This is a genomic window from Massilia sp. CT11-137, from assembly GCF_047302885.1.
GTDB classification, from domain to species: Bacteria; Pseudomonadota; Gammaproteobacteria; order Burkholderiales; family Burkholderiaceae_D; genus Telluria; species Telluria orientalis.
The window spans coordinates 3397730-3422911 of sequence record NZ_JBKYMP010000002.1 but is presented as its reverse complement, the minus strand read 5'-3'; the positions used below and the strand labels follow the sequence as shown (position 1 = coordinate 3422911).

Sequence of the window (25182 nt, the reverse complement as noted above, 5' to 3'; positions counted from 1 at the left end):
CCCATTTTTCCGGAGATATCATGACGCGTTCCGTCCTGTTATGCCTCGTGTTGGCCAGCGTGTCCGCCGGCGCCGCTGCCGCGGCGATCAATGACGCGGATCGCGAGTTCGCCCGTCCGCATCAGATGGTCGACATCGGCGGCCGCCGCCTGAACCTGTACTGCGCGGGCAGCGGGCCGGTGACCGTGGTGTTCGACGCGCCGTCGGGCGATGGTGGCTGGACGTGGCACGGCGTGCAGCCGAAGGTGGCGACGCGCACGCGTGCCTGCGTGTACGACCGCGCGGCGCGCGGCTTCAGCGACCCGTCGCCGCTGCCGCCCACGTTCGGCAATGCCGTGTCCGACCTGCACGCGCTGCTCGGCAAGGCCGGCATCGCGCCGCCCTACGTCCTCGTGGGGAACTCGTTCGGCGGCGCCGCCGTCCAGTTGTACGCGTATCGCTATCCGCAGGAAGTGAAGGCGCTCGTGCTGGTGGAAGCGGGTCACGAGGACGAGGAAAAGCGGATCGACGCCGCGTCGCAGGGCAAGCTGAAACAGTTCTACGACGCGCAGAACCAGTTCATCGAACAGTGCGCGCAGGCGGCACATAAAGGGTTCGAACTGGGCAGCGACCTGTTTTCCGCCTGCACCGGCGGCACGGGCACGGCGTATGGCCGCGAACTGGCGGCCGCGCGCCTCGCGATGGTGCGCCAGCCGGCGTACTGGGACGATCTCGTCGCGGGCAACAAGGCGGGCGACGCGAGCGATGCGGAACTGCGCGCCGCGCGCCGCAGCTTCGGCGACCTGCCGCTCGTCGTGCTCGCGCGCGGCGTGAGCCCGTACGCGGTGCCGGGCAAGCCCCAGAGTGCACTGAACAAGGCGACGGAGGCGGAAAACCTCGCGATCCAGAAGGAGGTCGCTGCACTGTCCATGCGTTCGAGCCTGCACGTTGTCGCCGGTGCGTCGCACATCATCCAGGCCGACAAGCCGCAAGCCGTCGTCGACGCCGTCAACGAGGCGCTGGACCGCGCGGGCTACTGATTCTCGCGCGCGGCCTGCACGAGCGTATCGAGCCGGTTGCCGTCCGCGCACAGGGCGATGCCCGCGCCGAAGTCGGCTTCCAGCGCGAGCCGCGTCAGCACGGCGCCGCTGGGCATTTCCAGCGCCGTGCGGGCGCCCCGTTCCCACGCGTGGCGCAGCGTGTCGGCCCACAGCACGGGGCGGGCCATGTTCGCGGCGAGGTCGGCCATGATGCGGTCGGCGTCGAACAGTGCACGAGCCGCGCTGCTGCTGATGTACGTGATGCGCGGGCGCTTGCGCGGCACCTGGTCGCACGCGCAGGCGAGCGTGCGCGCCTGGTCGTCCAGCAGCGGCGAGTGGGACGGCACCGGCACCGCGAGCCGCTTCGCACGGGTGGCGCCGTGCGCCAGGGCCAGCGCGGCGACGGCGTCCAGGGCGGGCGCGCTACCCGAGACGACGAGTTGCCGCGGCGCGTTCAGGTTCGCCAGGTACACCGGCCCGTGTGCCCGCGCGAGCAGCGGTTCCAGCTGCTGGCGCGTGAGCCCGCCGATCGCCGTCATGCCGTAGCCGCCCGGGTATGCGTCTTCCATCAACCGGGCGCGCAGTTCAACGAGGCGTACCGCATCGCTAAAATCGAGTACGCCCGCGACGACGGCCGCGGGCCAGGCGCCGATCGACAAACCGGCCACCATCTGCGGTGCCGCGCCGAGCGCCGCCAGCACGCGCGCCATCGCGACGCCCGCCACCAGCAGCGATAACTGGACGGCGACAGTGGAGCGCAGTGCTTCGGCGCTGTCCTGCGCGAGGATGTCGCGGCCCAATGCCTGCGTGGCCTCGGCCAGCGTGCGGTCGGTCTCGGCGTGCACGGGCAGCACATGCAGCATGCCGGCCTTTTGCGCGCCCTGGCCGGGGAAGGTGAACAGTACGCTCATGCGGCCTCCCAGGGATCGCCGACGAGGCGGGGACCGGTGTCCGTCTTCAGCAGCACGCGCCCGCCGCGCGCATATTCCGCGAGGGCGAAGCCGCCGGTGCCCGAGTCGACCTGGATGTCGAGACGGCACGGCTGGCCGTCCTGCAGCGCGCACAACGCTGCGATCAATGCCGCGGACGGCCGGCGCGGCAGGCGCACGAGCAGATCGAGGTCGCTCGTCGCGCGCAGCACGGGCAGGCCGCAAGCGAGCCAGTAGCCCGCGCCGCCGGCCGGGCCCCAGTCGACGCCGAGCGCGTCCAGCCGAGGGGCCAGCGCGCGCAGGGCGGCGATGCAGGGCGCGTCGTGGTCTGCCGCGCTTTTGCGTTCCCTTGCCCGCGCCGCCAGCATGCGCGGGGTGACGGTGGAAGCCACATCGCTCGCGGCGACGTAGCCTTTGCACCGTTCGTTGCGTGCCAGGCCGCGCGCGCCGACGGGGAAGAGGCCGGGCGCCGTCGCCTCCCGCCGCACGACCAGCGGCGCGGCCGGATCCAGCCAGTCCGGCCGCATGCCGTCGCACGCGAATGCGTCTGGCCGGCGGATGAACAGCAGGTCGTGCGGGACCATGTCAGCCCACCAGCGCGCGGGTCGCGAAGAACAGCAGCGACGGGCCAAGCAGGCAGCCGAGGCCCGTGTGGAACGTGGCGACGAGGGCGCCGTAGGGCACGAGCTTGCGGTCGGTGGCGGCCAGGCCGGCGGAGACGCCGCTGACGGTGCCGGCCAGCCCGCCGAACACCATCGCCGAGCGCGGCGTGGACAGGCGCAGGAAGCGTGCCGCCATCGGCGTGCCGACCATGACCATGATGGCTTTTACCAGGCCCGTCGCGATCGACAGCGCCATGATTTCCGAGCTGGCACCGATCGCGGCACCGGTCACCGGGCCGACGATGTAGGTGACGGCGCCGGCGCCGATGGTCGTGATGCTGACGGCGTCGCGGTAGCCGAAGCCCCACGCCACGCTGGCGCCGACGATGAACGGCAGCACCGTGCCGAGGATCAGCGCGACGGCGCCCACGAGGCCCGCCTTTCTCGCTTCCACGACCTGCACTTCGAACGCGGTGGCGACGATGGCGAAGTCGCGCAGCATGGCGCCGCCCATCAGGCCGACGCCGGCGAACAGGGTGACGTCCGCGAGGCCTTTCTGGCCGCCGGTCTGGATGCCGCCCCAGTAGGCGAGGCCGAGGCCGATGAGGATGGCGATGGCGGAACCGTGCACGCGGCCGAACGTGAGGCGGCGCGACAGCTGCATCGACACGATCATCACGAGGCCCACGAGGGCGAAGGCCAGCACGAGGCCGTTGTGTTTCGCAGTCTTATCCAGGAGATCGAGCATGGTGGCCTCCGTCAGGCGTGTTGGGTGGCGACGCGGGCTTCCGCGTCGGCCTCGGGGACCGGGCGCTCGCCGCGGTTGATCAGCGAGACGCACACGGCGCACACGAGGACCGAGGCGAAGGCGGCGAGCAGCGCGACGGGACCGCCGCGCAGCGCCGAGACGACGTTCTGCTGGGCGGCCATCGCGACGACGACCGGGATGTACATGGCGCCCCAGAAGCCGACGCCCATTTCGGTCTGCGCCGGCATCAGGCCGCGCTTGTGCAGCCACAGGCGGGCGCAGATCAGCAGGATCATGGCGATGCCCACCCCGCCGACGTTGGTCTTGGCACCCAGCAGCGCCCCGAGCAAATCGCCCAGGAAGATGCCGAGCAGGTGGCAGATGGCCAGCAATGCGGTTCCGTAGATAATCATGTGTGTCTCCTCTTTGTCCAGAAAAAGGTGGACCGGCCGTAGGTATTGTTGTTGGCGGCCGGGTGCTGCGGGATCTAGTCTGCGGCCTCCCATTCCGATGCGAGCAGCGCGCGCACTGACCGCGACGCGCCCCGGTGTTGGCCATGCAGGCGGCAGGAGAGGTCGCGCCGTGGATCCTCGAGGATGTCCACCAGCGCCGCCTCCAGCGCGCCGTGCACGAGCGCGATGTCCTGCTCGTCCGGCAGCGCGAGATTCGTCAACTTCAGCACCTCGTGCAGGATGCCGAGCGACGCGAAGCTCCGGATGTCGTACGCCATCGGCGGCACGCTGGCCGTGAGCTTTTCCAGTGCCTCGACGGAGCGCAGGGTCACGCGCGCGGCCGACGCCTTGCCCATCGCGTGCACCGCGACGGCCGGGTCGTCCAGCGCGATCAGCCGGTTGGCCTGGTAGCCGTGCGCGAGGAAGGCGCCGGACATCGCGAGGCCCACGATCAGCCCGATGACGGGGTGGCCGGCCTGGCGGGCGTCCGCATACGCGGCCACCGCGCCGGCCAGCGCCTGGTGGATGCCGTACGCTTCCTCGCGGCGGCCGTAGGCCTGGCTCGGGACGTCGATGACGGCGACGATAGCGCGCTTTTCGGACGCGTCCCGGTCCAGGTCGATGACTTCGCGCACGGCCTGGGCGAGACGCCAGCCTTCGACGAGGCCCACTTCGCCGTTGCGGGCGCGCGGGAACGCATTGTCGGCATCCGGCACGACGGCGATGTAGCGTGCGGGCCGGCCGGCCAGGATGGCGTCGCAGGCGTGCACGGTGGTCCAGTCGTGGACTGGGTGGGCACCGCCCGTGAGCAGGCGCAGCCACATGGCGCCGCGCGAGGCGTGGTTCGTATCCATCATTCGAGTCCTTTCGCGTAGAGTTCACGGACGTCCTGCGCCGTGGCCTGTTTGTCCGTGTCGACCCGTCCGAGGCAGGCGAGGAAGTCGGCCGCACGGTCGCTGCGATGCACGGGCGGCACGCCGCGGGCGAAGAAATCGATCACGCTCGCCCGCACGGCGGCCGTGTCGTCGTCCACGCAGGCGTCGGCCAGGTGCGTCGCGGTGCGCTGCGCGCCGCCCGTCAGGCCCCAGATCAGTGCCCGCTGGCGTGCATCGAATTCGGCGACGCCCGCTTCCTGCTCGATGACCTGCGGGCCGTTCAGGCCCAGCCGCGCCTCGCGCGTCATGACGAAGTACGAGCACAGGCCGGCCGCGATCGACATGCCGCCGTAGCAGCCCACCGTGCCCGCGCTGATGCCGATGACGGGGCGGTGGCGGCGCAGGGCGACGATGGCGGACTGGATCTCGGCGATGCCGGCCAGCCCCAGGTTCGCTTCCTGCAGGCGCACGCCGCCCGTCTCGAACACGATCACGGCCTGCGTCGGGATGCCCCGTTCGTTGTCGCGCAGCGCCAGTTCCAGCGCGCCGGCGATCTTGGCGGCGCCGATTTCTCCCATGCTGCCGCCCTGGAACGCGCCTTCGATCGCCAGCACGACGGTCGGCAGCCCAGCGAGCTTGCCCTTGGCCACGACGACGCCGTCGTCGGCCTGGGTGACGAGGTGCTGCATGGCGAGCCACGGCGAGTGCAGGCGTGCGAACGGCCCGGCCAGTTCGCGGAACGTGCCCGGGTCGAGCAGCGCCTGCGCGCGGCTGCGGGCACCCCGTTCGATGAAGCTGTCGCGCTTCAACAGGTTCTCGATGCTCATGGCGTGCCTCCGTTGTTCGCGGCTTGTTCGTAAGCCTGCTCGATGCGCATGCGGACGACGCCCGGCGTCGCGCCGTTGTCGTTGATCTCGATGCGCGCGGCCGGCAGGTCGCCGGCGCCGAACACGCGCTCCAGCAGCGCCTTCCACGTGGCGCCGTAGCCGTCGACGGACGTCTGTACGGCGACAAGCGTGCGGCCGGCGCTCGCGGGTTCCAGCAGCACTTCCAGGTCGCCCGAGCTGACGACACCGCTGACGGTGCGCCCAAGCGCGGGCTGGCCGGCCGCGAATTCGTATTCCAGTCTCTCCATTCCTATTCTCCTCGTTCGATTCGGTCCAGCAGCAGCGCGGCCGCCAGCAGGTCGGCGGCGCCGCCGGGCGAGACGTGCAGCCGGCGCAGCCGGGTTTCCAGCACGTCGAATGCGCGCCGCCCGTTCGGGGTGGCGATGCCGCCGCACGCGAGCACGCGGCGCGCGCCGTGCTGCGCCGCCTCCAGCGCCTTGCGGCCGCCGCGCGCCAGCAAACACGTGTCGTCCAGCGTGGCCATCACGGCCAGCAGTGCGTTCACGCGGGCATGGTGCTCGGCGTCGCCGCGTGCGCGGGCCAGCGCCAGCATCGGCAGCGCGTGGTCGATCACGTGCGGGAAGCCGGCGCGGGCCTGGCCGCGGGCGCCGCCCACGCCGTGCTCGATACAGGCGCGCTCGCCCTTGTGGCCAGTGGCAGCGGGGGCGCCGGGGTCGGCGATGCGGGCGAGCCGGCCGGCGCGTGCCGCGATCGTCCCGGCGTCGCGTTCCATCGAGCCGGCGGCCGCCGTGACGAGCAGGCCCAGGGCCCAGATCGCGCCGCGGTGCGTGTTGACGCCTCCACTGGCCGCCATCATCGCCGCTTCGCCGTCGCGGCCGATGGCACCGATGCGCCGGCGCAGCAGCGCGTCGTCGTCCGCGCCGAGCAGGCCCGCCAGCGCCATCTGGCCGAACGCGGGCCGGAGTGCGCAGGCCGATGTGCACATCAGGGGCCACGAGAGGTCGCGGTGGGCGCCGGCGCCGCGCAGGTCGACGAGACCCGGCTTCGGCGTCAGCATCGCTTCGTCGATCAGCGCCGCGACGGCGTGGTCGGCGAGCTCGTTTGCCAACCCTTGCGCGAGGGTGGGCGCGGCATCGGAAGGAACCAGGATGGGATCGCGAGCGGTCATCACCAGCTCCTGAATTTCGCGGGCGGTTCGTACAGCCCGCCCGACCAGTCGACCAGTTCCGCGATGCTTTTCGCCGCCAGCAGCGAGCGGGTGGCATCGGCGCGGCGCACGCCCATGTCTTCCGGCAGCGCGATCAGGCCTTCGGCACGCATGCGCGCCGTCTGCTTCGGGGCGTGGGTGAGGCCGATGGGCGTGACGCCGGCGACCGCCGCCAGCATCGCCTTGCGTTCTTCGAGCGAGCGCGCCTTGTACAGGTAGGCGATGCCTTCTTCGGTGAGAACGTGGGTGACGTCGTCGCCGTAGATCATCACGGGCGCCAGCGGCATGCCGGACGTCTTGCCCACCTCGACGGCATCCAGCGATTCCACGATCGTGGGCTGGCTGCCGTCCTGGAACGTCTCGACCATCTGCACGACGAGCTTCTTGCCGCGGGCGAGCGGATCGTCCGTCTCCACGAGGTCGAGCCAAGCCGGCGTCGGATGGCGGCGGCCGTGCGGGTCGTGGCCCATGTTGGGCGCGCCGCCGAAGCCCGTCAGGCGGCCGTGCGTCACGGTCGACGAGTTGCCCAGGCCATCCATCTGCAGGGTGGAACCGATGAACAGGTCGACCGCGTACTGGCCCGCGAGCTGGCAGAACGCGCGGTTCGAGCGCATGGAGCCGTCGCGGCCGATGAAGAACACGTCGGGGCGGGCGGCCGTGTATTTTTCCATGCCCAGCTCCGCGCCGAAGCAGTGCACGCTGTCGACCCAGCCCGCTTCGATGGCGGGGATCAGCGTGGGGTGCGGGTTCAAGGTCCAGTTGCGGCAGATCTTGCCCTTCAGGCCCAGCCGCTCGCCGTACGTCGGCAGCAGCAGTTCGATCGCGGCCGTGTTGAAGCCGATGCCGTGGTTCAGCGACTGCACGTTGTGGCGCTCGTAGACGCCGCGGATCGCCATCATCCCCATCAGGATGTGCACGGGCTTGATGAGGCGCGGGTCGCGCGTGAACAGCGGTTCGATGTAGAACGGCTTGTCGGCGCGTACGACGTAGTCGACCCACGCGCCGGGGATGTCCACGCGGGGCAGGTCCTTCGGGTCGTCGACGATCTCGTTCACCTGCGCGATCACGATGCCGTCGCGGAAGGCGGCCGCTTCGACGAGCGCCGGCGTGTCTTCCGTGCTCGGTCCCGTGTACAGGTTGCCCTGGCGGTCCGCCATATAGCCGGCGACCATGACGACGTTCGGCGACAGGTCCACGTACAGGCGGGCATACAGCTCGATGTAGGTGTGCAGGGCGCCCACGGTGAGCGTGCCCTCCTGCAGGAATTGCGAGATGCGCAGGCTTTGCGCGCCGGCGTAGGCGAAATCGAGTTTGCTGGCGATGCCGCGCTCGAACAGGTCGAGGTGCTCCGGCAGGCTCACGCTGGGCATGATCATGTGCAGCCTGTTGATCCGGTCCGGATCGACCTGCACGAGGGCGCGGGCGAGGAAGTCGGCCTGCTTCTGGTTATTCCCCTCGAGGACGACGCGGTCGCCGCCGGCCAGCAGCAGCTCGAGGGCGTCGACGATGCGCGCGCTGTCCAGCACGGGGCCGTCGGCCAGGTGGCTCGCTGCCGCCATGCGCCGCGCCTTTTCCTGGCGCCGCGTGTCCCATCGGCGGGGAGTGGTGCTTTCCATGTTGTCTCCTTTGTATGGAAGGTAGGTCCAGCATAGAAAGGAGACGACCGCACTTCAATCAACGCGGCGGCGGAATGTTTACTCTGAGGTTAATGATTGCGGTATGCTTTCCCGAGGAGCGGCGCGATGATCGACGAAGAGATTACTTTAAAGAAACTGGAAGTCTTCCTGGCCTTCATGCGCCTGCAGAGCCTGGCGCGCGTGTCCGAGGAGCTGGGCCAGAGCACGGTCAGCATCCACCGCGCCCTGCACTCGCTGGAAGAGGGATTGCGCTGCCCGCTGTTCCGGCGCGAGGGCAGGAGTCTCGCGCCGCTGCCGGCCGCCTATGCGTTCGCCAAGCACGCGCAGCGCGCCGTCAGCGAGACGGAAGAGGGCGTGCGCAAGGTGCGCGAGCTGGCTGGCTTCGCGGGCGGCAGGCTGAAGATCGGGTCGCTGTATTCGCTGACACTGCGCTGCATCCCGCAACTGCTCATGGGCCTGAAGCTGCGCCGGCCCGAACTGCAGATCGACCTCACCCTTGGCTCGAACCAGGAATTGCTGCGCGGGCTGGACGAGGGGCGGCTGGACGCCGTCGTGATCGGGCTGCAGGCGCCGCTCGACGATGCGCAGTTACTGGCCGTGCCGCTGTTCGAGGACGAGGTGCATCTTGCCGCGCCGCTGGGTTCACCGTACGCGAACCGTAGCCACGTGGATCTGCGCGACCTGGAGGGCGAAAAATTCATCACGCTGGGAGGCGGCTTCGTCACGTCGGACAGCTTCGACCACGCGTTCCGCCAGGCCGGCTACACGCCGGAGACGATCATGCGCGTGTCCGACATCTTCTCGCTGATCAACCTGGTCAGCGGCGGCATGGGCTACAGCCTGCTGCCGGGCCGCGTGGCGGAATTCAGCACGCGCATCCAGCTGATCCCGCTCGATGCGCCCTACGCGTCGCACCAGACCATCACCCTCCTGATCTCGAGGAGCCGCGAGCGCGATCCGAACCTGCTGGCGCTGGCGGCCGAGTGCCGGATGTACGGCAAGGGCCAGCGGCTCGGTGCCTAGTCGCGAAACAGCCCGGCACCTCGACGGGGCGGGCATTGTCCAGGCGGGAGGGCTGGAGGACTATATCGGCGGTGCCCGGTCCGCGCCGTAGGCGTGCACGCCGGGCACGGTCAACGTGACCATCGTGCCCTGGCGCGGCCCGCTGGCGATGTCCAGGCGGGCGCCGATGCGTGCCGCCCGTTCGCGCATGCCGATGAGGCCCCAGTGCCCGCGGTACCCTGCAAACCCGGCGCCGTCACGCGGCACGGGCTCGGGGAGGCCGCGGCCGTCGTCGGCCACGCACAGCGTGAGCGCGCGGCGCGCATGGACGAGCGTCACGCGGACGCGGGCCGCGTGCGCGTGCATGAACGCGTTGCGCAGCGCCTCGCGCGCGATCTCCGCGATCTCGTCGGCCACGGGTGCGAGCAGGGGCCGGCGCTCGCCTTCCACGTGCACGTCGACGGCCAGCGCGCCATGCGTGAGCGTGAGACGGGCGATGGCGTCGGCCAGCACGTCTTCCAGCACGTGGGCATCGCCCGCGCGCAGCTCCTGCAGCTGGTCGCGGCCTTCGCCGATGGCATGGCTCGCGTCGTCCAGCACGTGCTCCAGCTGGCGGCGCGCGCCCGCATCGGGCGGCAGGGACGCGGCGACGGCGTCCACGCGCAGCACGAGCCCCTGCACGGTCTGCAGGAAGGTGTCGTGCAGGGTGCGCGCGATGCGTTCGCGCTCGGCCGTCCTCACCTGCAGCCGTTCCGTCAGGCGGCGCGTCACGTAGCGCATGCGGTAGCGGTACAGCAGCACGCCGAGCAGCACGAGCGCGCCGGCGCAGGCGAGGCGGAACCACAGCGTCTGCACGAGCGTGGGCGCCACGTGCAGCGGCAGGGCGGCGACCGCGTCGCCCGGCAGGCCGTCCTCGTTCACGGCGCGCACGTGGAACACGTAGTCGCCGGGACCGATGTTGGTGTACGACGTGGCGCGGCGGACGCCGGCATCGAGCCACCCCTTGTCGACGCCGTCGAGCCGATACTCGAAACGCACCCGTTCCGGCAGGCGCAGCGCCGGCGCCGTGTACTCGATGCGGAAGTGGTCGGTGCCGGCCGGGAGGGCTATCGTACCTTGCGCCGGCCAGCTGCGGCCATCCGCCGTCACGCCGAGGATCACGGCCTGCGGCGCCACGCGGTTGCGGCGCAGCTGGGCGAGGTCGAGGCGCATGACGCCGCCCGTGGCCGACAGCCACAGGTTGCGGCCGTCGGCGCTGACGATGCCGCGCCAGCGGTTTTCCATCGCGGCGCGGCCCGGATAGCCGTCCAGCGCGTCGAACAATTCGTAGGGGAGTGCCTGGTCCGGGTCGCGCATGGCCTGGCGCCAGTCCGCGGCGCGCACGTGCACGAGGCCCGCGACACCGTTCATCCAGCGGTCGCCGTCCGGCGTGACCACGATGCCGGACAGGTTGCGCAGCACGCCCGGATCCCGGGTGCGCAGCAGGCGCAGCGTGCGGTCGCGCAGCACGGCCGTGCCGCCGGAGCCGCTGACGACCAGGTGTTCGCCCGCGAACAGTGCGCTCGCCTGGCCCACGGGACCGAGGTCGTAATTCGTCAGCCTGTCGTCGAGGTAGTGCACCAGCTTGCCGTCACCGGTGGCCAGCCACAGGGTACCCGCGCCGTCGGTCGCCGACTGGAAGATCTTGGACGGCAGGTTGAAGGCGGCGCGCGGCAGCCAGCGCCCGTCGCGCCAGCCGATCAGGCCCGTCTCGAGGGATCCCGTCCACAACACCTTGCCGTCGTCCAGCAGGCCGATGAGGCGGTAGTCGCGCGGCTTGCCGTCCGGGCCCGGCGGCAGGGGGATGTCTTCCACGGTGGTGCCGCGCACGCGCTGGATGCTGCGCTTGCCGCCGACGAGCAGTGCGCCGCCGGGACCGTTGTTGATCACGCCGGCCCACGGGCCGCGCACGGCGGCCGGCGCGGCGTCGGGCGCGAGACGCCACAGCGTGCCCGTCTCGAAGTCGGCGGCGAGCACGCGGCCGGCCCCGTCCACGCCGAAGCTGTAGCGGGTCCCGCTGCCGGGCAGGCCGCTGTGCAGGAACCGGTTGCGCCGGAAGCGATCGAGGCCGCTTTCCGTCGCGACCCAGATGTCGCCTTCGCGGTCTTCCAGGATCGCCGTCGTGCCCCGCCCCGACAGCAGCGCCGGGTCCACGACCCGCTCCGCGGCCGCGGAGGCGATGGTCCAGCGCGCCGCCTTGCGCTGCCCCGCGTGCGGCACGCGGCACACGGGCTGCGGGCAGTCCAGCAGCCACAGGGTGCCGTCCGCGTCGAACTGTCCGGCCCCGCCCGATTGCGACGGCGCGTACGTGGCGGGGCGCGGGTTTCCCGTGGCAGCGAGCCGGTGCAGCGTGCCGCCGGCCCGCAACCACAGGCTGCCGTCCGGCGCCAGCAGCGGCTGACCGGCCTGGTCCGCCACGCGCGCGAAGCGGCCGGCGGCCCGGTCCAGGCGCCAGGCGCCGCGCTCGTTGAACGCCCACAGGTTGCCGGCGCCGTCGACGAGCAGGTCTTCCTGGTGCGCCGTTTCCCATTCCGGCCCGGCCGCCACGACATGCCAGCGGCCGCCGGCGAAATGGGCGATGCGTCCGCTGGCGGCCCACAGGCTGCCGTCCGTGTCGACGGCGAGCGCGCCGATGCTCGCGTACGGGGAGGGTTGCTCCGGCAGGTCCGCGACGCGGCCGTCCGGATGGAGCACCGCGACGCCTTCGGCGGCGAAGGCGATCACCAGGTCGCCGTTCGGCGCGGCCCGCAGCACCTCGATGCGTTCGTGGCTGCGTCCCGGCTGGGCGGGCAGCGCGTAGCGTTCGAAACGCTGGCCGTCGAAGCGGTACAGGCCGTCGGCGGTGCCGAGCCACAGCCAGCCGTCGCGGGTCTGCGCCATCGTGCGGATGGCCGGTGGCGCGCCGTCGGTCGCCGTCCATTGCGTGTGGTGATAGTCCGTGAAGCCTTCCGGCGCCGCCATTGCCGGCCCGGCGGCCAGCAGCAGGGCTGCCGCGAGTACGCGGACGAGACGATGGCGGCGGCGCATCGCGGTACCGGTCAGAGGTCGATGAAGCCGCGCTGCACGGCGAGCGTGACGGCGTGCGCGCGGTCGTTCGCGCCCAGCTTCACGAGGATCGTGCTCATGTGCGTCTTGACCGTCGTCTCGCCGATGTGCAGCTGTTCGCCGATGGCGCGGTTCGAATGGCCGACGGCGGCGAGGCGCAGCACGTCGAGTTCGCGCGGCGACAGCGCGTCGCCGGCATAGTGGATCGCCACCTCGCGCCGCAGCGCCTGCGGCAGGATGTGCGAGCCGTTGTGCACTTCGCGCACGGTCGCCGCCAGTTCGCGGCCCGGGACGTTCTTCAGCAGGTAGGCGGAGGCGCCGGCCTTGAGCGCGGCCGCGATGCGGGCGTCGCCGTCGTAGGTCGTGAGCACGACGAGGCGGGCGTCCGGATGCATGCTGCGGATCGCGCGGATGGCTTCCAGGCCGTCCTTGCCGGGCATCTGCAGGTCGACGAGGGCCACGTCGGGGCGCCAGTTGGTGAAGAAACGGATCGCTTCGTCGCCGTCGCAGGCCTGGGCAATGACCTCGATGTTGCCGTGCGCGGTCAGCGAAGCGGCTATGCCTTCGCGCATCATCGGATGGTCGTCCGCGATCAGGACGCGGATCGGCGTGGCGCTGGGAGGATTCATGCGGTGGAGTCTTTGGGGGCGGTACAGGGCAAGATTGTACAAGATTCCCCCTTATTGAGTCATGCCCCCGCCAACTGGGTGGGGAAAAAGACATGAACGGACGCTACGCTGGCAGCACCGGGGTCGGAGCGCGGTTCTTCTTTTGGCGCTCTGACCCCGGTTCTCTTACCACACAAGTCGCCGGAGTCCCAGCATGCGTGCCGCTAACGCCCCAACCACCGAACCCATCGACGTCGTCCGCATCCGCCTGTCCGCCGACGTCGGCGCTACGGCCGTCGTCAGCGAATTCCGGATGGCCAACCGCATCCTGGCCGCGTGGGCGGCGCAGGCGCGGCGCGACAGCCGCGGCGACTACGAGGTCACGTTCTTCGACGGCCTGCGCCGGTCCGGCCGCTACCCGCTGTTGCGCAAGGGCGGCAAGCCGCACGCATCGCTCAGCCGTGTGATCCGGCGGCTGTTCAAGGAAATGGCCGGCGGCCCCGCGCCGTACCTGGTCGAGGGTTGAGCGCTCAGTACGCGTGGATCAGCCCCCGTCGCGCCGCCACGCAGGCCGCTTCGGTGCGGCACGAGACGTTCAGCTTGGACAGGATATTGTTGACGTGGTACTTGACCGTGCCGACGCCGATGTTCTCGGTGCGCGCGATCATCTTGTTGCTCATGCCGGCCGACAGGTGCGCGAGGATCTCGAGCTCGCGGCGCGACAGGCGATTGGCGTCCACGCGCCCGGCCAGCTTCTCGGCGAGCCCGGGCGCGAGGTAGCGGCGGTTGGCGGCCACCTGGCGCACGCATTGCACCACCTCGTCGAGGCCGGATTGCTTGAGCAGGTAGGCACTGGCGCCGGCCAGCAGGCCGCGGTGCACGTCCTCGTCGCCGTCGTAGGTCGTCAGGATGACGATGCGGGCGTCCGGCACGAGCGCGCGGATCTTGCGGATCGCCTCGACGCCGCCGCCACCGGGCATGTTCAGGTCGACGAGCATGACGTCGGGACGCAGGCGCAGGTAGTGTTCGACGGCGGCGACGGCGTCGCCCGCTTCTCCGACCAGTTGCAGCGCCGGTTCGACGCCGATCAGCGCGGCGAGGCCGGCCCGGATCAGCGGGTGGTCGTCCGCGACGAGGACGGTGATGGGGCGCGGGTCATCCATGGACGGCCTCCACGGATGCGGTGGACGGATGCGCGTGCGCTGTGCGCGGCAGCGCGAAGCCGGCCGTCGCGCCGTGGTCCGGATTGGCGTCCAGCCAGAGGCGGCCGCCATGGGCGTCGGCGATGGCGCGGCAGATCGCCAATCCCAGGCCCATGCCGTGCGGCTTCGTCGTCAACAACGGGTCAAATGCGTCTGCGGCGGCGGCCGCATCGATGCCGGTGCCGTTGTCGCGCACGGTGACGACGATCTCGCCGCCGGGGCCGACGCGGGCGCGGATCGCCATCGAGCGGGTGCGGCCGCGCACGGGAGACAGCGCGTCCACGGCGTTGCCGACGAGGTTGCGCAGGAGCTGGCGCAGCTGCACGGGGCTGGCCGCCACCGTGCGCGCACCCGGTGCCACCGTGACCTTGCAGGCGATGGCGTGGCGGCGCACGTCGGCCGCGTATTCGGCCAGCACGTCGTCGATGGCGGCGTCGAGGCGGCATTCGGTGCGCTCGAGCCGGACCTGGCCGGCCAGGGCGCGCACGCTCCTCACGATGGCGCTGGCGCGCTGCGACGCTTCCAGCACGGCGCACAGGGCGGCATGCGCCTGGGCCGGCGCCTGGGCGCGTTCGATGCAGCGCAGCGCCGCGTGGGCGTGCAGCGCGATGGCGGCCAGCGGCTGGTCGACCTCGTGGGCGATCGACGCGGCCAGTTGGCCGATCGTGGCCAGGCGCGCCTGCCGTTCGGGTTCAAGGCTCGCGGCCAGTCGGGGCGGGTGGGTGGTCATGGGCTGCTCCTCGTCCGGTGATCATGGTGGTGCGGACGGAATGCCGCGCCACCATGGTCATTGTCGGGACGAAGGCCGCCCGGGTCCAGCTATACAAAAGGATATGACATCACACTAAAGTATGATGTTCAGGCGCGCTCAGTTACGCTCGGCCTGGCGTGCCAGGTGTTCGCCGATGAACCAGCTTTGCAGTTCGTTGGCGCGCACGACCTGGCTGACGATCAGGTCGTTGCTGCCGTCGTCGCCGGCGTCGGACGCCGCGCGCGCCAGCGGACGCGCGTCCATCAGGATCGTCTCGTGGGCGGCGGCCAGGCGTTCCAGCTGGGCGGGGGCCGATTCGCGGCCGCGCGGGGCGCGCGCGATCGACGATTCGCCGGCGATGTCGCCGGCCAGCGCGAACGTCACTCCGCCCAGGGTCTGGATGCGCTCCGCGATGGCGTCCATGATCGCGACCTGTTCTTCGTAGTGCTTGTCGAACAGCAGGTGCAGTTCGTAGAAGTTGGCGCCGGACGTCTGCCAGTGCGCTTTCTTGTAGGCGTCGCGCAGCGCCATCGTGTGCGCCAGCAGGCGGTTCAGGGCGCGCACGCTCTGCGACCGCGTCTGCTCCGGAAGACCGATGCGCACGGGCGCCAGCGCGCCGAATTCCTGGACGACGCCGGCATTGTCCTGGGTATGTTGGTTGTCCATGGGAGACCTCGTGGTGGGAAATGGATGACAGGCCGAGTCTATCCATCGCGCGCCGCATGGGCACTGGTCCAAAGGCCAGGCATTCCGGTAGTATGATGGTTTTCAGGTTCGGGAACGCCATGACCAACCATTCCGAGACCGGCGACGACGCCGGCGTCTACCGCACCCTGCTCGAATCCACGCAGGCCATCCCGTGGCGCATCGACTGGGCCTCCGCGCGCTTCACGTACATCGGTCCCCAGATCGAACGCGTGCTGGGCTGGCCCCAGGACAGCTGGAAGACGGTCGAGGACTGGGCCACGCGCATCCATGCGGAAGACCGGCAGAAGACGGTCGATTTCTGCGTGAGCCAGTCGCAGCAGGGCACCGATCACGAAGCCGATTACCGCGCCCTGACGGCCGACGGCGAATACGTGTGGATCCGTGACGTCGTGCACGTGATCCGGCGGGCCGACGGGGCCGTGGACTGCCTGGTGGGCTTCATGTTCGACATCAGCGAACGCAAACGGGCCGAGGACAAGATCCTGCAGCTGCAGAAGGAGCTGGAGGCGCTGTCCTACCGCGACCCGCTTACCGGCATCGCCAACCGGCGCATGTTCGACCGGATCCTCGACGTCGAGTGGGGCAAGGCCCGTGCGCTGGGCGAGCCGCTGTCGCTCGTGATGGTCGACATCGATTACTTCAAGCAGTACAACGACCGTTACGGCCACCCGCAGGGCGACGCCTGCCTGAAGGAGGTGGCGCGGGTGCTGGACCGTGCGGCATCGCGCACGCGCGACCTGTGCGCGCGCCTGGGCGGCGAAGAGTTCGCGCTGGTGCTGCCCGCGACGGACGAGGCGGCGGCGCTGGCGGTGGCGGCGCGGTGCGCGCGGCGGCTGGCGCAGGCGGCGCTGCCCCATGCGGCGTCCGGCGTGGCGGACGTCGTCACGTGCAGCATGGGCGTGGCGACGATCGTCCCGGGCAGCCAGGACCAGCCGGCTGGACTCGTCGAGGTGGCCGACACGCGGTTGTACCGTGCCAAGGCGGCGGGACGCAACAGGATTGCCGGCAGCGCCGGCTGAAAGGAATCAGGCGGCCGCTGCGCCTGGGGGCAGTGCACCCGCAGCGCGGCGGCGGCGTGCCATGCCGAGCGCGCCGAGGCCGACGAACAGCAGGGCGGCGGTGCCCGGCAGCGGGATGTGCACGCCCATCGCCACGCCTTCGAGGACGTCGTTCTGGCAGGTCTCGCCCCAGTGCATCGCGAACGAGCTGTAGTCCATCAGTTCCGAACCGGAGAGGTTGATGGTGAACGTCAGGGCGCCGGTCGAGACGGCCCATTTGCCGGACAGTCCCGTGTCCTTGACCGTGGACGAGTTGGTGTTCACGGCCGTTTCCTCGTTCTCGCGGTAGTTGCAGTTCGAGCACTTGATGTAGCTGTTCGAATTGAGGATGTTCTGCGCGTTGGTCGCGCCGTTCAGGGCGTACAGCTTGAAGTCGCCGCCCGAGTTGCTCCAGCGGTTGTCGAGCGCGAAGCCGTAGTCCCAGACGGTACCCTTGGTGGCGTTGTCGGACGTGTAGTGATTGCTGGACGTGCCCGCGGCATTCCACGTGTCGGACAGGAACACGTCGCCGTAGCCGATGCCCTTGCCGGTCGCACCGGTCAGGCCGTCCTTGCCCCACGTCGGGCTGACGCCCGCCTTGCCCGCGAAGCTCGTGTTGATCGTGATGGTCAGCACACTCCCGGCGCGCGCGATCGTCGCCTTGGAGATATCGTATTCGGTGCCCCCGATGACGTCCGCGGCGCCCTGGTTGTCGTAGCCATAATAGGCGGTGACGCCGGAGTCGGTGATGGTCGCGGCCCACCCCTGGCTGGCGCCGAGGATGAATGCAGCCGAGACGGCCAGCTTGAGCGCTTTTTTCACAGAATCTCCCGGATATATTTACACGTTGACCAGCATCAGCTCGTATCATGCCACGGATAAACTTAACTTGTAAATAAATTATTTATTACCGATGAGAGCCGTGATCTTTTTACAACTGTTCGCGGTGGCGTGGTATTGCGGTCATGCCCGTCGGGTTTTGCTTGCCATAAACGGCCTTGCCCCACGAAAATGCACCATTCATCTATAACAAGATCAGCGATGTCCTCCCCACCTCCACGCACCAGCCGCCTGGCCGCCGTCCTCGTGGCCCTTGTTCTCGCCGCCGCGCTTCCGGCCTGCAAGCAGCAGACGGCGGAGCAGCAGCGGGCCCACGCTGCGCAATTGCGCGCGAAAGGGGATTTTCGCGGTGCCCTCATCGTCCTCAAGAATGCGCTGGACGCCGACCCGCGCAGTGCGGACACGCGCTACCAGCTCGCCCAGGTCTACCTCGACCTGGGCGACAGCACGACGGCCGAAAAGGAAGCCCGGCAGGCGCTGGACCGGGGCCATGCGCGCGGACCGGCGCTGGCGGCGCTGGCTGCGGCGCTCGTGCTGGAAGGCCAGCACCAGAAGGCGCTGGACGAGACGGCCGGCGGCCCGGACGACCCTGGCTTGTCCACCGCGCGCGGCGACGCCTGCCTGGCCCTGCGCCGCAACGACGAGGCGCGGGCTGCCTACGAACACGTGCTTGCCAAGCGTGCGGACGACCCGGCGGCGCTCGTCGGCCTGGGCCGGCTCGCCATCGTCGAGGGCCATGCGGACGCCGCCCACGGCTACGCCGACCGCGTGCTGGCCCGCGATCCGCGCAACGTCGACGCGCTGATGTTCAAGGCCGACCTCGTGCGCGCGGGCGAGCGGCCCGAGGACGCGCTGGCGCTGTACGACCGCGTGCTGGCCGTCAGCCCGCAACACCGCACGGCCCACGTGGAAAAAGCCTATCTCGCCATCGGCCTGCGCAAGCCGCAGATGGCGCAGGCCGAGCTGGACCTGGCCGCGAAGGGCGCACCCGGCAGCCTGCTCGTCGCGTACACGCAGGCGCTGCTCGACTATACGACCGACAAGCCCGACGCCGCGCGCGACGTGCTGTACAAGGTGCTCAAGGCCGTGCCGGACCACATGCCCAGCGTGCTGCTGGCCGGCGCCGTCGACCTGAAGCTTGGATCGAACTACCAGGCGGAGCAGCATTTCCGCCGTTACCTGGAACGCAATCCGGCCAACGTCTACGCGCGCAAGATGCTGGCGCAGGCGCTGATCGGCTCCGGCCACGGGGACGAGGCGCGCACCGTGCTGGAGCCCGTGCTCGATGCCCGCCAGGCCGATGCCGAAGTGCTGGCGCTGGCCGCCGACGCCAACCTGAAGGCGCGCCGCTACGACCAGGCCGCCGACCTGTTCGCGCGCGCCACTAGCCTGGACGGTGCGTCGGCCACGCTGCGCACGGGCCTGGGACTGGCGCGGCTGGGCGCGGGCGCGACCGACGACGCGGTGCGCGAGCTGCAGGCGGCGACGGCGCTCGACGAGCGTTCGCCGGAGGCCGTCGAGGCCCTCGTGCAGGCGAACCTGCGCCTGGGCCGGCGCGACGCCGCACTCGATGCGGCGCTCGCGCTGGAGCGCAACGAGCCCGACCGGCCGCTGGCCCACGCGCTGAAGGGCCAGGTACTGGCGGCCCAGGGCAAGGCGGACGCGGCGCGCGCCAGTTTCGCACGCGCGCTGCAGCTCGATCCCGCGTACTACCGGGCCGCGGCGAGCCTGTCGCAGCTGGCGCTCGACGCCGGCCAGCCGGCGCAGGCGCGCCAGGTGCTGGTCGACTTCCTGGCAAAGAACAAGCAGAGCGTGGCCGCGATGGACGGCCTGGCGACACTGGCCGAGCGCACGCAGGACAGCGCCGAGGTGACGCGCTGGCTGGAACAGGCCGCCGCCGTCGACCCGCACGCGATTGGGCCCGGCGTCGACCTGTGCGCGCACTATCTGCGCACGGGCCAGACGGACAAGGCGCTGGAACTGGCGCGCCGCCTGCAGGTGAGCCATCCGGAAAACCCGGACCTGCTGGATTTGCGCGGGAAGGCCGAGCTGGCGCGGGGCGACCTGCCGGCCGCGCTGGAATCGTACAAGCAGCTGGCCCAGGCGCTGCCGCGCTCGGCGCCCGCGCTGATGCAGGTGGCGGCGCTGCGGCTCGTGATGAACAACACGACGCAGGCCGAGGAAGACCTCAAGAGCGTGCTGGCGATCCAGCCCGATTTCCCGTCGGCCCAGCTGGAACTGGCCGCGCTGTACGTGCGCAAGGGCTCGCACGACCTGGCGCTGATGGTCGCGGAACACATGCAGAAGCAGCATCCGCAAGGCGCGGCCGGCTACCAGTTGCAGGGCGACATCCTGATGGCCAAGCGCCAGCCGGCCGCCGCGCTGGCCGCGTTCGAGCGCGCGTCCGCGCTGCATGCGACGAACGAACTCGCGATCAAGATCGACAACGCGCTGCGCCGGGCCGGCCGCGTCGCGGACGCCGACGGCCGCCTGGCGAAATGGCTGGCGGCGCATCCGGACGACGTGCGCGTGCTCGCGTACCGCGCGCAGACGTGGATGGGCGCGAACGAGTTCAAGCGGGCCGCCCTCCAGCTGGAAGACGTGCTGCGGCGCCAGCCCGGCAACCCCGTTGCGCTGAACAATCTTGCGCTGTGCTACCAGGCGCTGGGCGACGCGCGCGCGCAGGCATCGGCCGAGGCGGCGCTGAACGCTGCGCCGAAGCGCGCGGACGTGATGGATACGCTGGCCTGGATCCTTGTCGGCAACGGGAACGCCGGCCGCGCGGTGACCCTGCTGCGCGAGGCGCAGGCGCTGGCACCGAAGGCGCGCGACATCCGCTACCACCTGGCGGCGGCGCTGGCCGCCAGCGGCGACAAGGCCGCGGCGCGCAAGGAACTCGACGGGTTGTTGGCCGGCGACATGGGGTTTGCGCAGGCGGACGAGGCGCGCAAGCTGATGGAAAAACTGAAGACGGGCGGGTGATCAGCCGTCGTCGTCCTCGCGCAAGCGGGGACCCATACTGATCCGAACGGGGACACTCGGCATGGATTCCCGCCTGCGCGGGAATGACGGCTTATTGGCGTGGCGTCCAGCCCAGCCGTTCCTCGATCACCCCGCGATACAACGTCCGGATATCCCCCGGAATCCGGCGCACGTATTCCTCGGCCCTGGCCCGCTCCTCCCCCTGCAGCCCGGCCAGCAGCGCGACCGCCTCGTGCGGACTGGGCGCGCGTTCGCTGACGCCGGCAAACTTGGCCGGCAGCGCCGTCCACACGACCGCGTCGACGTCACGGGTTGCCATCCAGTCCGCGATGGACGCCACGATAGCCGCCGGCGTCTTCGCAGGCAGGCCGGGCGGCACCGGGTCGGGCAGGCTGCCCACCCATTGCGGATACTCGGGCCGGATCTTTTCGCGTCGGCGCAGCATCTCGCGGGCGTCATCGAGGCCGGCCGCGTCGAGCCGCGCCCAGCGCGTGGGCACGGGCGGCGCGGGCGCGTGCAGGACGAGGGCCAGTTCGGCGCTGTCGTCGCTGTCGCGCACGAATTCCAGCGGCAGGGCCGGGCCGTCCGGCTGCCAGTCCGACGCCAGCTTCAAGGGGCCGGGTTCCCAGATCAGCGAACCCCAGGCGATGCAGACGATGTTCACGGCGCCATCCTTTCCTCTAACAAGCCCGACCGGTGCATTGTAGCGGGACGCGCGTAACATACTGTATCGTTATCGTGCGCCGTATGCGGCGGATTTCCTGCCATTCTGTTCTGCGAGGAGGCGACATGGACGAGACCGAAGTATTGATCGCGGGGGCCGGACCGACCGGCCTCGTGCTGGCGCTGTGGCTCGTGCGCCAGGGCGTCGACGTGCGGATCGTGGACCGCAGCGCGGGGCCGGGCACGAGCTCGCGCGCGATGGCGGTGCAGGCGCGCACGCTGGAACTGTACCGCCAGCTCGACCTGGTGGACGAGATCGTCGCGGGTGGCCTGCGCAATCCCGCCATCAACCTGTGGGCAAAGGGCGAACGGCGCGCGCGCCTGTCCTTCCGCGACGCCGGCCGCGCATTGACCCCGTATCCGTTCGTGCTGATCTATCCGCAGGACCGCCACGAGCGGGTGCTCGTGCGGCGCCTGGAGGAGGCGGGCGTGACGGTCGAGCGCAATACCGAATTGTTGGGCTTCGAGCAGGATGCGGCGGGCGTGACGGCGCGGTTGCGCGGCCCGGCGGGCGAGTCGGTGTGCCGCGCCGCCTGGCTGGCCGGGTGCGATGGCGCGCACTCCATCGTGCGCCATCAGCTGGGGACCGGTTTCGAGGGCGGCACGTACCAGCACACGTTCTACGTCGCCGACGTGGAGGTGAGCGGCCCGGCGGCGAACGGGGAGATCCACCTGTCGCTGGAGGAGGGCGATTTCGCCGCGCTGTTCTCGTATGACCAGCAGGGCAATGCCCGCCTGATCGGCGCCGTACGCGACGCCGAGGTGCGCGAGGGCCACACGCTGGCGTTCGACGACGTGCGCCAGCGCGCCATCGCCAGTCTGGGCTTGACCATCCGGCAGGTGAACTGGTTCTCGACCTACCGCGTGCACCACCGGGTGACGGGGCATTACCGGTCCGGACGGGCGCTGCTGCTGGGCGACGCGGCCCACGTCCACAGCCCGGCCGGCGGCCAGGGCATGAACACGGGGATCGGCGACGCGATCAACGTCGCGTGGAAGCTGGCCCACGTGCTGCGGGGCCGGGCGCCGGAAACGCTCATCGATACCTACGAGGCCGAGCGCAAGGCATTCGCCCAGCGGCTGGTCGAGACGACGGACCGCGCGTTCTCGTTCGTCGTCGCCGAGGGCGGGTTCGCGGACTTCGTGCGCACGCACATCGCCCCCCTGTTCGCGTCGGCCGCGTACGGCATCGAACCGGTGCGGGCGTTCATGTTCCGGGTGCTGTCGCAGATGGGCATCCATTATCCCGACAGCCCGCTGTCGGCCGGCAGCGCCGGCCACGTTCGCGGCGGCGACCGGCTGCCGTGGGCGGGCTACGGCGGCGGTCCGGACAACCACGCGCCGCTGGCGGCGATCGCCTGGCAGGTGCACGTGTACGGCGAGGCGGCGCCGGCGCTGCAGGCCTGGTGCGCCGGGCGCGGCATCGAACTGTACCGCTACGACTGGTGCGACGCGTGCCAGGCGGCCGGTCTCGTGCGCGACGCGGTCTATCTCGTGCGACCGGATACGTATGTCGCGCTGGTGGACCGGGCGGGGGAGCGGGATACGCTGGAGGCCTATTTCACCACGCGCGGTATTCACCCGGTCTAGGCCGCCTGCACCTGCCCGCCACCCGCTTCATCCCGCAACAGTCGCGCCGCCGCCACCATGTTGCGCAGCGCCGCTTCCGTCTCCGGCCAGGCCCGCGTCTTGAGCCCGCAGTCCGGGTTCACCCACAGCCGGTCTGCCGGCACGACGGCGCTCGCCTTGCGCAGCAGGCGCACCATGTCAGACGTCGCCGGGACGCGCGGCGAGTGGATGTCGTACACGCCCGGGCCGATCTCGTTCGGGTACGCGAACGCGCCGAAACCGGCCAGCAGTTCCATGTCCGAGCGGCTCGTCTCGATCGTGATCACGTCGGCGTCCAGCGCCGCGATGGCCGGCAGGATGTCGTTGAACTCGGCGTAGCACATATGGGTGTGGATCTGCGTCGCGTCGGCGACGCCGCTCGCGGCGATGCGGAATGCGCGGCCGGCCCAGTCCAGGTAGGCGCCGCGGCTGGCGCGGCGCAGCGGCAGGCCTTCGCGCAGCGCTGGCTCGTCGATTTGCACGATGCCGATGCCGGCCCGTTCCAGGTCGGTGACTTCGGCGCGGATCGCCAGCGCGATCTGGGCGCAGGTGAGGGCGCGCGGCTGGTCGTCGCGCACGAACGACCATTGCAGGATCGTGACAGGCCCCGTCAGCATCCCCTTCAGCGGCCGCGCCGTGAGGCTTTGCGCGTACGCGGTCCACGCCACCGTCATCGGCGCGGGGCGGCCCACGTCGCCGTATAGCACGGGCGGCTTCACGCAGCGCGAGCCGTACGACTGCACCCAGCCGTTGGCGCTGAACGCGAAACCGTCCAGTTGCTCGCCGAAGTATTCGACCATGTCGTTGCGCTCGGCCTCGCCGTGGACGAGGACGTCCAGCCCGAGGTTTTCCTGCACCTGCACCGCATGGGCGATCTCGGCGCGCATCGCGGTGTCGTACTCGGCATCCGCCAGCTCGCCGCGGCGCCACGCCGCACGTGCGGCGCGGATGGCGGGGGTTTGCGGAAACGAGCCGATCGTCGTGGTCGGGAACGCGGGCAGGCCGAAGCGGGCGCGCTGCACGGCCTGGCGTTGCGCGAACGGGGCGGCGCGGCGGTCGGCGTCCGGCGGCAGCGCGGCCAGTGCGGCGGCCACATCGGGGCGCGCGACGCGTGGGCTGGCGCGGCGGGCGGCCAGCGCGGCGCGCGCGGCGGCGAGATCCATCGCGACGGCCCGTTCGCCGCCGGTCAACGCCTGTTTCAGGATGCGCAGCTCGTTCAGTTTTTCACGCGCGCCGGCCAGCCAGGTGCGCAGTTCGGCGTCGAGGGCGGCGTCGTGGGCGAGCGTGAACGGCACGTGCAGCAGCGAGCAGGAAGGCGCGAGCCACACGGCGCCGGCGCGGCGCTCGAGCACGGGACGCAGGCGTTCGAGGCAGGCGTCGAGATCGGCGCGCCAGATGTTGCGGCCGTCGACGATGCCGACCGACAGCACCTTGTGGTCCGGCAGCCAGTCCGCGACGGGGCGCAGCTCTTCCGGCGCACGGACGCCGTCCACGTGCAGGCCCGCGACCGGGAGCTTGCACGCGAGGCTCAGGTTTTCCTGCAGCGGCGAGAAATACGTGGCCAGCAGCAACGGCACGCCGGCGCCATGCAGCAGGTGATATGCGCGTTCGAATGCGAGCGACCAGTCGCCCGGCAGGTCCAGGCCGAGGATCGGCTCGTCCAGCTGGACCCACTCGGCGCCGGCCGCCTTCAGGCGGGCCAGCAGGTTGCAGTACACCGGCAGCAGCGCGTCCAGCAGTGCGAGGCGGTCGGCGCCGTCCTTGGCCTTGCCCAGCCACAGGAACGACAGCGGACCGGCCAGCGTCACCTTGACGGCGTGGCCCAGCGCGCGTGCTTCCGCCACCTGCTCCAGCAGGCGGTCCGGCGCGAGGTCGAAGCGCGTGGCCGCGTCGAATTCCGGCACGAGATAGTGGTAGTTCGTGTCGAACCACTTGGTCATCTCCAGCGCCGGCTTGCCGTGCGCCGTGTGCCCGCAGCCGCAATCGTCGTGCGCTTCCGTCGCCACGCCGCGCGCCAGCGTGAACAGTTGCTGTAGCGGCGTTTCGGCGCCGGTGAAGCCGAAGCGCGCCGGCGCGCAGCCGAACAGCAGCACGTGGTCGGCCACCTGGTCGTAGAACGCGAAATCGCCCACGCTGACGAAGTCCAGGCCGGCCGCGCGCTGGTCGGCCCAGTGGCGTGCGCGCAGCTCGGCGGCGACGGCCTCCAGCGCCTGCTCGTCGATTTCGCCGCGCCAGTGACGCTCCAGCGCGAATTTCAGCTCGCGCTGGGCGCCGATGCGGGGATAACCGAGAATATGAGTTTTGATCATGTTGTTGCCTC

At 70.7% G+C, this 25182-nt stretch carries 23 protein-coding genes; 6 read left to right on the top strand and 17 right to left on the bottom strand.

Annotation, left to right across the window (positions count from 1 at the left end):
* The first annotated feature begins 20 nt into the window (after window positions 1-20).
* Entirely contained in the window at window positions 21-1019 is a 999-nt protein-coding gene (locus ACEN98_RS32070; RefSeq protein ID WP_413388873.1) for an alpha/beta fold hydrolase, read from the top strand.
* Here ACEN98_RS32070 and mdcH read toward each other — a convergent pair.
* The 9 genes from mdcH to mdcA form a co-directional block, all read right to left on the bottom strand.
* Window positions 1013-1930, bottom strand: a complete 918-nt coding sequence (gene mdcH, locus ACEN98_RS32065) for a malonate decarboxylase subunit epsilon (protein WP_413388872.1) — start codon at window positions 1928-1930, stop codon at window positions 1013-1015. The genes ACEN98_RS32070 and mdcH overlap by 7 nt on opposite strands.
* Window positions 1927-2532 (bottom strand): malonate decarboxylase holo-ACP synthase, encoded by a 606-nt coding sequence (locus ACEN98_RS32060; protein WP_413388871.1) that lies wholly within the window; start codon window positions 2530-2532, stop codon window positions 1927-1929. The genes mdcH and ACEN98_RS32060 overlap by 4 nt, the downstream gene beginning before the upstream one ends.
* Window position 2533: 1 nt before the next feature.
* Window positions 2534-3298, bottom strand: coding sequence for a malonate transporter subunit MadM (gene madM, locus ACEN98_RS32055; RefSeq protein WP_413388870.1), 765 nt, complete (start codon window positions 3296-3298; stop codon window positions 2534-2536).
* Window positions 3299-3309: 11 nt separating this feature from the next.
* Window positions 3310-3711: a malonate transporter subunit MadL gene (gene madL, locus ACEN98_RS32050; RefSeq protein ID WP_413344677.1), complete on the bottom strand. Its 402-nt coding sequence runs from the start codon at window positions 3709-3711 to the stop codon at window positions 3310-3312.
* 74 nt (window positions 3712-3785) lie between these two features.
* Window positions 3786-4607: a biotin-independent malonate decarboxylase subunit gamma gene (mdcE, locus tag ACEN98_RS32045; RefSeq protein ID WP_413388869.1), complete on the bottom strand. Its 822-nt coding sequence runs from the start codon at window positions 4605-4607 to the stop codon at window positions 3786-3788.
* Entirely contained in the window at window positions 4604-5452 is an 849-nt protein-coding gene (locus ACEN98_RS32040; RefSeq protein ID WP_413388868.1) for a biotin-independent malonate decarboxylase subunit beta, read from the bottom strand. The genes mdcE and ACEN98_RS32040 overlap by 4 nt, the downstream gene beginning before the upstream one ends.
* Complete coding sequence (locus tag ACEN98_RS32035; RefSeq protein WP_413388867.1) at window positions 5449-5760, bottom strand: malonate decarboxylase subunit delta; 312 nt, start codon at window positions 5758-5760, stop codon at window positions 5449-5451. The genes ACEN98_RS32040 and ACEN98_RS32035 overlap by 4 nt, the downstream gene beginning before the upstream one ends.
* 2 nt (window positions 5761-5762) lie before the next feature.
* Window positions 5763-6641: a triphosphoribosyl-dephospho-CoA synthase gene (locus tag ACEN98_RS32030; RefSeq protein ID WP_413388866.1), complete on the bottom strand. Its 879-nt coding sequence runs from the start codon at window positions 6639-6641 to the stop codon at window positions 5763-5765.
* On the bottom strand, window positions 6641-8296 hold the full coding sequence (mdcA, locus tag ACEN98_RS32025; RefSeq protein WP_413388865.1) for a malonate decarboxylase subunit alpha: 1656 nt from the start codon (window positions 8294-8296) through the stop codon (window positions 6641-6643). Before mdcA ends, ACEN98_RS32030 begins: the two co-directional genes overlap by 1 nt.
* 126 nt (window positions 8297-8422) lie before the next feature.
* Between mdcA and ACEN98_RS32020 the strand changes: the two genes are divergently transcribed.
* Window positions 8423-9340 carry a LysR family transcriptional regulator gene (locus tag ACEN98_RS32020; protein WP_413388864.1) on the top strand — a complete coding sequence of 306 codons (918 nt, stop codon included), beginning with the start codon at window positions 8423-8425 and terminating at the stop codon, window positions 9338-9340.
* Between the two features lie 60 nt (window positions 9341-9400).
* Here ACEN98_RS32020 and ACEN98_RS32015 read toward each other — a convergent pair whose 3' ends face one another.
* Both ACEN98_RS32015 and ACEN98_RS32010 read right to left on the bottom strand, forming a co-directional pair.
* Window positions 9401-12385 (bottom strand): triple tyrosine motif-containing protein, encoded by a 2985-nt coding sequence (locus ACEN98_RS32015; RefSeq protein ID WP_413388863.1) that lies wholly within the window; start codon window positions 12383-12385, stop codon window positions 9401-9403.
* 11 nt (window positions 12386-12396) lie between these two features.
* Entirely contained in the window at window positions 12397-13032 is a 636-nt protein-coding gene (locus tag ACEN98_RS32010; protein ID WP_413388862.1) for a response regulator, read from the bottom strand.
* A gap of 193 nt (window positions 13033-13225) precedes the next feature.
* Here ACEN98_RS32010 and ACEN98_RS32005 point away from each other — a divergent pair, with 193 nt between their 5' ends.
* A complete protein-coding gene (locus ACEN98_RS32005; protein ID WP_413388861.1) occupies window positions 13226-13537 on the top strand; it encodes a hypothetical protein in 312 nt (103 codons plus the stop codon).
* 4 nt (window positions 13538-13541) lie between these two features.
* On the opposite strand, the gene ACEN98_RS32000 is transcribed toward ACEN98_RS32005, so the two are convergent.
* The 3 genes from ACEN98_RS32000 to ACEN98_RS31990 all read right to left on the bottom strand — a co-directional run bounded on the left by ACEN98_RS32000 (window position 13542) and on the right by ACEN98_RS31990 (window position 15630).
* A complete protein-coding gene (locus ACEN98_RS32000; protein ID WP_413388860.1) occupies window positions 13542-14174 on the bottom strand; it encodes a response regulator in 633 nt (210 codons plus the stop codon).
* On the bottom strand, window positions 14167-14943 hold the full coding sequence (locus ACEN98_RS31995) for a sensor histidine kinase (RefSeq protein ID WP_413388859.1): 777 nt from the start codon (window positions 14941-14943) through the stop codon (window positions 14167-14169). Before ACEN98_RS31995 ends, ACEN98_RS32000 begins: the two co-directional genes overlap by 8 nt.
* Before the next feature lie 138 nt (window positions 14944-15081).
* Complete coding sequence (locus tag ACEN98_RS31990) at window positions 15082-15630, bottom strand: Dps family protein (protein ID WP_413388858.1); 549 nt, start codon at window positions 15628-15630, stop codon at window positions 15082-15084.
* Between the two features lie 119 nt (window positions 15631-15749).
* On the opposite strand from ACEN98_RS31990, the gene ACEN98_RS31985 reads away from it, so the two are divergent.
* On the top strand, window positions 15750-16691 hold the full coding sequence (locus ACEN98_RS31985; RefSeq protein ID WP_413388857.1) for a diguanylate cyclase domain-containing protein: 942 nt from the start codon (window positions 15750-15752) through the stop codon (window positions 16689-16691).
* Between the two features lie 6 nt (window positions 16692-16697).
* On the opposite strand, the gene ACEN98_RS31980 is transcribed toward ACEN98_RS31985, so the two are convergent.
* Entirely contained in the window at window positions 16698-17531 is an 834-nt protein-coding gene (locus ACEN98_RS31980) for a PEP-CTERM sorting domain-containing protein (RefSeq protein ID WP_413388856.1), read from the bottom strand.
* A 219-nt stretch (window positions 17532-17750) separates the two neighbouring features.
* On the opposite strand from ACEN98_RS31980, the gene prsT reads away from it, so the two are divergent.
* Window positions 17751-20531, top strand: coding sequence for an XrtA/PEP-CTERM system TPR-repeat protein PrsT (gene prsT / locus ACEN98_RS31975; protein ID WP_413388855.1), 2781 nt, complete (start codon window positions 17751-17753; stop codon window positions 20529-20531).
* Between the two features lie 91 nt (window positions 20532-20622).
* Here prsT and ACEN98_RS31970 read toward each other — a convergent pair whose 3' ends face one another.
* On the bottom strand, window positions 20623-21195 hold the full coding sequence (locus tag ACEN98_RS31970) for a hypothetical protein (RefSeq protein ID WP_413388854.1): 573 nt from the start codon (window positions 21193-21195) through the stop codon (window positions 20623-20625).
* A 125-nt stretch (window positions 21196-21320) separates the two neighbouring features.
* On the opposite strand from ACEN98_RS31970, the gene ACEN98_RS31965 reads away from it, so the two are divergent.
* Window positions 21321-22844 (top strand): FAD-dependent monooxygenase, encoded by a 1524-nt coding sequence (locus ACEN98_RS31965; protein WP_413388853.1) that lies wholly within the window; start codon window positions 21321-21323, stop codon window positions 22842-22844.
* On the opposite strand, the gene metE is transcribed toward ACEN98_RS31965, so the two are convergent.
* Window positions 22841-25171: a 5-methyltetrahydropteroyltriglutamate--homocysteine S-methyltransferase gene (metE, locus tag ACEN98_RS31960; RefSeq protein WP_413388852.1), complete on the bottom strand. Its 2331-nt coding sequence runs from the start codon at window positions 25169-25171 to the stop codon at window positions 22841-22843. The genes ACEN98_RS31965 and metE overlap by 4 nt on opposite strands.
* Window positions 25172-25182: the final 11 nt, after the last annotated feature.

What these genes read in the sequence shown, in the direction of transcription:
- ACEN98_RS32070 (WP_413388873.1), top strand. Translation starts at nt 21, where the DNA reads ATGACGCGTTCCGTCCTGTTATGCCTCGTGTTGGCCAGCGTGTCCGCC.
- mdcH (WP_413388872.1), bottom strand. Translation starts at nt 1,930, where the DNA reads ATGAGCGTACTGTTCACCTTCCCCGGCCAGGGCGCGCAAAAGGCCGGC.
- ACEN98_RS32060 (WP_413388871.1), bottom strand. Translation starts at nt 2,532, where the DNA reads ATGGTCCCGCACGACCTGCTGTTCATCCGCCGGCCAGACGCATTCGCG.
- madM (WP_413388870.1), bottom strand. Translation starts at nt 3,298, where the DNA reads ATGCTCGATCTCCTGGATAAGACTGCGAAACACAACGGCCTCGTGCTG.
- madL (WP_413344677.1), bottom strand. Translation starts at nt 3,711, where the DNA reads ATGATTATCTACGGAACCGCATTGCTGGCCATCTGCCACCTGCTCGGC.
- mdcE (WP_413388869.1), bottom strand. Translation starts at nt 4,607, where the DNA reads ATGATGGATACGAACCACGCCTCGCGCGGCGCCATGTGGCTGCGCCTG.
- ACEN98_RS32040 (WP_413388868.1), bottom strand. Translation starts at nt 5,452, where the DNA reads ATGAGCATCGAGAACCTGTTGAAGCGCGACAGCTTCATCGAACGGGGT.
- ACEN98_RS32035 (WP_413388867.1), bottom strand. Translation starts at nt 5,760, where the DNA reads ATGGAGAGACTGGAATACGAATTCGCGGCCGGCCAGCCCGCGCTTGGG.
- ACEN98_RS32030 (WP_413388866.1), bottom strand. Translation starts at nt 6,641, where the DNA reads ATGACCGCTCGCGATCCCATCCTGGTTCCTTCCGATGCCGCGCCCACC.
- mdcA (WP_413388865.1), bottom strand. Translation starts at nt 8,296, where the DNA reads ATGGAAAGCACCACTCCCCGCCGATGGGACACGCGGCGCCAGGAAAAG.
- ACEN98_RS32020 (WP_413388864.1), top strand. Translation starts at nt 8,423, where the DNA reads ATGATCGACGAAGAGATTACTTTAAAGAAACTGGAAGTCTTCCTGGCC.
- ACEN98_RS32015 (WP_413388863.1), bottom strand. Translation starts at nt 12,385, where the DNA reads ATGCGCCGCCGCCATCGTCTCGTCCGCGTACTCGCGGCAGCCCTGCTG.
- ACEN98_RS32010 (WP_413388862.1), bottom strand. Translation starts at nt 13,032, where the DNA reads ATGAATCCTCCCAGCGCCACGCCGATCCGCGTCCTGATCGCGGACGAC.
- ACEN98_RS32005 (WP_413388861.1), top strand. Translation starts at nt 13,226, where the DNA reads ATGCGTGCCGCTAACGCCCCAACCACCGAACCCATCGACGTCGTCCGC.
- ACEN98_RS32000 (WP_413388860.1), bottom strand. Translation starts at nt 14,174, where the DNA reads ATGGATGACCCGCGCCCCATCACCGTCCTCGTCGCGGACGACCACCCG.
- ACEN98_RS31995 (WP_413388859.1), bottom strand. Translation starts at nt 14,943, where the DNA reads ATGACCACCCACCCGCCCCGACTGGCCGCGAGCCTTGAACCCGAACGG.
- ACEN98_RS31990 (WP_413388858.1), bottom strand. Translation starts at nt 15,630, where the DNA reads ATGGACAACCAACATACCCAGGACAATGCCGGCGTCGTCCAGGAATTC.
- ACEN98_RS31985 (WP_413388857.1), top strand. Translation starts at nt 15,750, where the DNA reads ATGACCAACCATTCCGAGACCGGCGACGACGCCGGCGTCTACCGCACC.
- prsT (WP_413388855.1), top strand. Translation starts at nt 17,751, where the DNA reads ATGTCCTCCCCACCTCCACGCACCAGCCGCCTGGCCGCCGTCCTCGTG.
- ACEN98_RS31965 (WP_413388853.1), top strand. Translation starts at nt 21,321, where the DNA reads ATGGACGAGACCGAAGTATTGATCGCGGGGGCCGGACCGACCGGCCTC.
- metE (WP_413388852.1), bottom strand. Translation starts at nt 25,171, where the DNA reads ATGATCAAAACTCATATTCTCGGTTATCCCCGCATCGGCGCCCAGCGC.